The sequence below is a fragment of the uncultured Desulfovibrio sp. genome (genome assembly GCF_944324525.1).
Classification (GTDB): Bacteria; Desulfobacterota; Desulfovibrionia; order Desulfovibrionales; family Desulfovibrionaceae; genus Desulfovibrio.
Genome location: NZ_CALUWS010000085.1, coordinates 1 through 4,501, shown reverse-complemented (window position 1 = coordinate 4,501; position 4,501 = coordinate 1). Strand labels below are relative to the sequence as shown.

Annotated in this window: 4 protein-coding genes; 3 read left to right on the top strand and 1 reads right to left on the bottom strand. The window is 64.5% G+C overall.

All coding sequences use genetic code 11. From position 1 onward, the window contains the following. Positions 1 to 105: 105 nt before the first annotated feature. Positions 106 to 996, bottom strand: a complete 891-nt coding sequence (locus Q0K12_RS12285; RefSeq protein WP_297263262.1) for a phosphate ABC transporter substrate-binding protein — start codon at positions 994 to 996, stop codon at positions 106 to 108. Positions 997 to 1,172: 176 nt separating this feature from the next. Here Q0K12_RS12285 and Q0K12_RS12280 point away from each other — a divergent pair, with 176 nt between their 5' ends. Genes Q0K12_RS12280 through pstB form a run of 3 tightly spaced genes read left to right on the top strand, consistent with a single transcriptional unit; the run spans position 1,173 to position 4,445 of the window. Beyond that, positions 1,173 to 1,853, top strand: coding sequence for a response regulator (locus Q0K12_RS12280; protein ID WP_297263261.1), 681 nt, complete (start codon positions 1,173 to 1,175; stop codon positions 1,851 to 1,853). 37 nt (positions 1,854 to 1,890) lie between these two features. Then, positions 1,891 to 3,693: a HAMP domain-containing sensor histidine kinase gene (locus Q0K12_RS12275; RefSeq protein WP_297263260.1), complete on the top strand. Its 1,803-nt coding sequence runs from the start codon at positions 1,891 to 1,893 to the stop codon at positions 3,691 to 3,693. After that, the gene (gene pstB / locus Q0K12_RS12270) at positions 3,690 to 4,445 is read left to right on the top strand and encodes a phosphate ABC transporter ATP-binding protein PstB (protein ID WP_297263259.1); all 756 of its coding nucleotides are present in this window, start codon (positions 3,690 to 3,692) and stop codon (positions 4,443 to 4,445) included. The genes Q0K12_RS12275 and pstB overlap by 4 nt, the downstream gene beginning before the upstream one ends. Positions 4,446 to 4,501: the final 56 nt, after the last annotated feature.

Below are 4,501 nucleotides of genomic sequence, written 5' to 3'. Positions count from 1 at the left end.
TACGGCCTGTCGTTTCGCGGAAAAAACGCGGTTTTTCCGCTCACTTTTGGCCGGGCGGCGCTGTGCCGCCGCCTCGCATTTTGCCTTTTTCAAAGGTAAAATGATCTAGTGCTTCAGCGGCACATAGCCCACGGCGAGCACGTCCTTCTGTCCCTTGTCGGGGGCCAGCAGGTAGTCCACGAGCTGCTTCACGCCGCCGGCGGGCGCGCCGTTGGTGACGATGTAGAGTTCACGGGCGATGGGCCACTGCTTGCTGAGGGCGGCCTCGGGCGTGGCCTTGACCTCATTGACCGTGAGGCCCTTGACGGACTTGTCCAGGTAGCCCAGTCCGATGTAGGCGATGGCCTGGGGATTCTTGGACACGGCCTGCACCACGGCCCCGTTGGAGGCCTGCATGAGCGCGGCCGGGAAGACGCGGGTCTTGCCCATGACCAGCTCCTGCCAGCATTCAAAGGTGCCGGAGGAGGTGTCGCGGCTGATGACCACGATCTTGCCGTCCTTGCCGCCGACATCCTTCCAGTTGGTGATCTTGCCCGCGTAAATGTCGGCAAGCTGGGCCATGCTGAGGTTGTTCACCGGGTTTTCGGGATGCACCACCGGTACGATGGCGTCCACGGCGATGGCCGTGGTGACCGGCTCCACGCCGTTCTTCTTGGCGGCGGCCATCTCCTTGTCCTTCACATGGCGGGAACTCATGGCCACGTCGCACTGCTTTTCCAGCAGTGCCTTGATGCCGTTGCCGGAACCGCCGCCGGAAATGGTCAGATGCATGTCGGGATGGGCCGCCATGAAGGACTCGCCCGCCTTCTGCATGACGGGCAGGACGGTGGTGGAACCGTTGATGGTGATGTCCTGCGCCCGGGCGGGCGCGGCAAGGCAGCAGACGGCGGCCACAGCGGCCAGGATCTTACCGAACGACATGTTTTTTCTCCTTTTGATCCATGATGGTTCGCGCAGGGTGCATCCCCGTGCGCAGGCTCCTTCTCGCTTGCGCATGTTACAAAATGGCGTCATGCCGGCGACGCTTGGGCGACGATATGTATTTTTCTTATAATATATTGAAATAAATTGAAAAAAATGAAAAATAGGGCGACATTGCTTGTCACGGAATTGTAACCATGCCATCACGATTATGGCGCAATGCCGCGCTTAACTGTCGCAACGCAAGGAGGCTGACTGTGGCAACCATTCTTATTGTGGAAGATGAGGCCGACATCCGCGAGCTGGTGCGCTTCCATCTGGAGCGCGAAGGCTACGCCGTGCTGGAGGCCGCCGACGGTCCGGACGGGCTGGAAAAGGCGCAGACGCATCTGCCGCAGTGCGTCATCCTGGATGTGATGCTGCCGGGCATGGACGGCTTCGAGGTCTGCCGCCGTCTGGCTTCCGGCGAGACCACGGCGCAGATCCCGGTGCTGCTGCTCACGGCGCGCGGCGAAGAGGTGGACAGGGTGGTCGGCCTGAGCCTCGGCGCGGACGATTATGTGGTCAAGCCCTTCAGCGTCCGGGAGCTCATGCTGCGGGTCAAGGCCATCCTGCGCCGTACCGAGCAGGGCAGCCGCGCGCCCAGCCTCAGCCGCAACGGCATCGTTCTGGACGGGGTGGCCCACTGCGTCAGCGTGGACGGGGCGATGATCAACCTCACGGCCACGGAGTTCCGCCTGCTGGAGGATCTCATGCGGCATCCCGGAGCCGTCCGCACGCGCGAGCAGCTGCTTAATACGGTCTGGGGCTACAGTTTTGAAGGCTATGCCCGCACGGTGGATACCCATGTGCGCCGCCTGCGCCAGAAGCTGGGCGACAAGGCGGACATGGTGGAGACCGTGCGCGGCGTGGGCTACCGTCTGCATGCCTGAGCGGCAACAGGCGCACATAACCGTCAACAGGGACTGAATGATGAAACATCTCTGGTCATCCTTCCGCTTCAGGATCTTCTGCGCGGTGCTGGTGGTGGCGCTGGCATCGGGGATCATCGGGCTGTTTTCCGTGCGGGCCTTCCTGCACGCCGAACAGGTGGATGATTTTCGGGAGAATATGCTGCGCCACACCCGGCTGGCTGCCTGCCTGCTGCAGGAAGCGCCGGATCTCACGCAGGGCATGCGGCTGGTGGAAAAAAGTCTGGATGACTGGCCGGTACGCTGCTCGGTATCCGACGCGCAGGGACGCATCATGCTGGAAAGCACCAGCGGCGTGCGTCCCGAAAGCATGGACAATCACAGTGACCGTCCGGAGATGCGTCAGGCCGCGGCCGAGGGCGCGGGCTTCGCCATCCGGCACAGCGCGACGCTGGGGCAGGACTTCGCCTATGCCGCCGCCGCGCTGGACGACGGCCGCATCCTGCGGCTGGCCCTGCCGCTGCCCGTGCTGGAGGACGTCATCTCCGGCCGCATGTCGGTGCTCTTCCAGGTGGCGGCCGTGGCCGCGGTGGTGGCCGTGCTGCTGGCCGCAGTGCTGTCCGGCGCGTTGCGGGCGTCGCTGCGCTCCATGATCGACATGGTTGAGGCCATTTCCCACGGCAATTTTCAGCGCCGCCTTTGCCGCCTGCCGGGGCAGGAATTCGCTCCACTGGTGGAAGCGGTGGACCGCATGGCCACCAATATCGAGCGCGAGGTGCGCCACTCCGCCGATCAGGCGGCCCAGCTCGAAGCCGTGCTGGACACCATGAGCGACGGAGTGCTGGTGCTCGGTCCGCAGGGTCAGATACGCCGCTGCAACGCGGCGCTGGTCCGGCTGTTCCCGGTGGTGGGGCGGCAGCTCGGCGCGCAGGTCATTGAGGCCATCCCTCATCCGGCCCTGCAGGATGCCGTGGACAGCCTGCTGGCCGAAGAGGTGGACGACGAGACCCTGTCGGCGCAGCGCCAGCTCACGCTGGAGCTCACCTCCGGCGTCAGTCTGGCGGTGGTGCTCTCCCGCTCCGGGCTGGCCGAGGACAGGCTCGGTCTGGTGGCGGTCTTCCATGACGTCAGCGCCTTCGTCCGGCTGGAGAAGGTGCGGCGGGACTTCGTGGCCAACGTGTCCCATGAGCTGCGGACGCCGCTCACCGCCATACAGGGATCGGCGGAGACCCTGCTCGAGCTGGAAGGGACCCCGCAGGAACGCCGTTTCGCGGAGATCATCTATCGCCACGCCTGTTCCCTTTCCCGTATGGTGGACGACCTGCTGCAACTGGCCCGCCTGGATGCCCAGCATGTGGGCACGCTCGAGGATGTGGCCGTCTGCCCCGTGCTGGAGCTCGTGCAGGGGCTGTGCCGCAGCCAGATGGACAGACGCGGCCTGCGGCTCGTGGCGCAGGTCCCCGACACCTGCACGGTGCGCGGCAATGCCCGCCTGCTCATGCAGGTGTTTCGGAATCTGGTGGAAAATGCCTCGCGTTACGCCCCTGACGGCAGCGACATCCGCATTTTCGCCCTGCCGGAAGGGGACATGTGGCGTTTCCGGGTGGTGGACGACGGCCCGGGCATCCCGGCAGCCGATCAGGGCCGCATCTTTGAACGCTTTTATCAGGTGGAGCGGCACCGCAGCCAGGGAGGCACCGGGCTGGGGCTGGCCATCTGCAAGCATGCCGTGGAGCAGTGCGGCGGCTGCATGAGCCTTCGCAGTCCCGCCCCCGACGGCAGCACCTCCTTTGAATTCACGCTCGCCCGTGCCGGGGAAAACGCTCCCGTCACCGATCCCGCCAAGGAAGAAAACGCATGAACCCCAGTCTTTCCGCCCGTCAGGTCAATGTATTCTACGGCAAGCACCATGCGCTGCATGATGTGAACCTGGACTTCTTCACCGGCAAGGTCACGGCCCTTATCGGGCCTTCCGGCTGCGGCAAGTCCACCTTCCTGCGCTGCCTCAACCGCATGAACGATCTCGTGCCCTCGGCGCGGGTGGAGGGCTCCATCCTGCTGGACGGCAAGGACGTAAACACCTCGTCCACCGACGTGGTGGCCCTGCGCCGCCGGGTGGGCATGGTCTTCCAGAAGCCGAATCCCTTCCCCAAGAGCATCTTTGAAAACGTGGCCTACGGCCTGCGGGTCAACGGCCTGTCCGACCGCCGCCTTATCGAGGAAAAGGTGGAAGCCTCCCTGCGGCGGGCCGCCCTCTTCGACGAAGTCAAGGACCGGCTGGCAGACTCGGCGCTGGGTCTCTCCGGCGGGCAGCAGCAGCGCCTGTGCATCGCCCGCGCGCTGGCCGTGGAACCGGAAGTCCTGCTCATGGACGAACCCGCCAGCGCCCTTGACCCCATAGCCACCCGCAAGCTGGAAGACAGCGTGCAGGAACTCAAGGACGGGCTGACCATCATCATCGTCACCCACAGCATGCAGCAGGCGGCGCGCATCTCCGACGAAACGGCCTTCTTCTACATGGGCCGCCTCATCGAACACGGAACTACCGACGCCATCTTCACCCGCCCGACCCAGAAACAGACCGAGGATTACATCACCGGACGTTTCGGTTAGGCCGTAGAAACGTGGGTGCGGTTTGCTTTTGGGGGGAAGGGAACCCCCTTTGCTAG

Bases quoted from the DNA above. Each gene is read 5' to 3' on its own strand.
- Q0K12_RS12285 (WP_297263262.1), bottom strand. From the start codon at position 996: ATGCGCAAGCGAGAAGGAGCCTGCGCACGGGGATGCACCCTGCGCGAA.
- Q0K12_RS12275 (WP_297263260.1), top strand. From the start codon at position 1,891: ATGATGAAACATCTCTGGTCATCCTTCCGCTTCAGGATCTTCTGCGCG.
- pstB (WP_297263259.1), top strand. From the start codon at position 3,690: ATGAACCCCAGTCTTTCCGCCCGTCAGGTCAATGTATTCTACGGCAAG.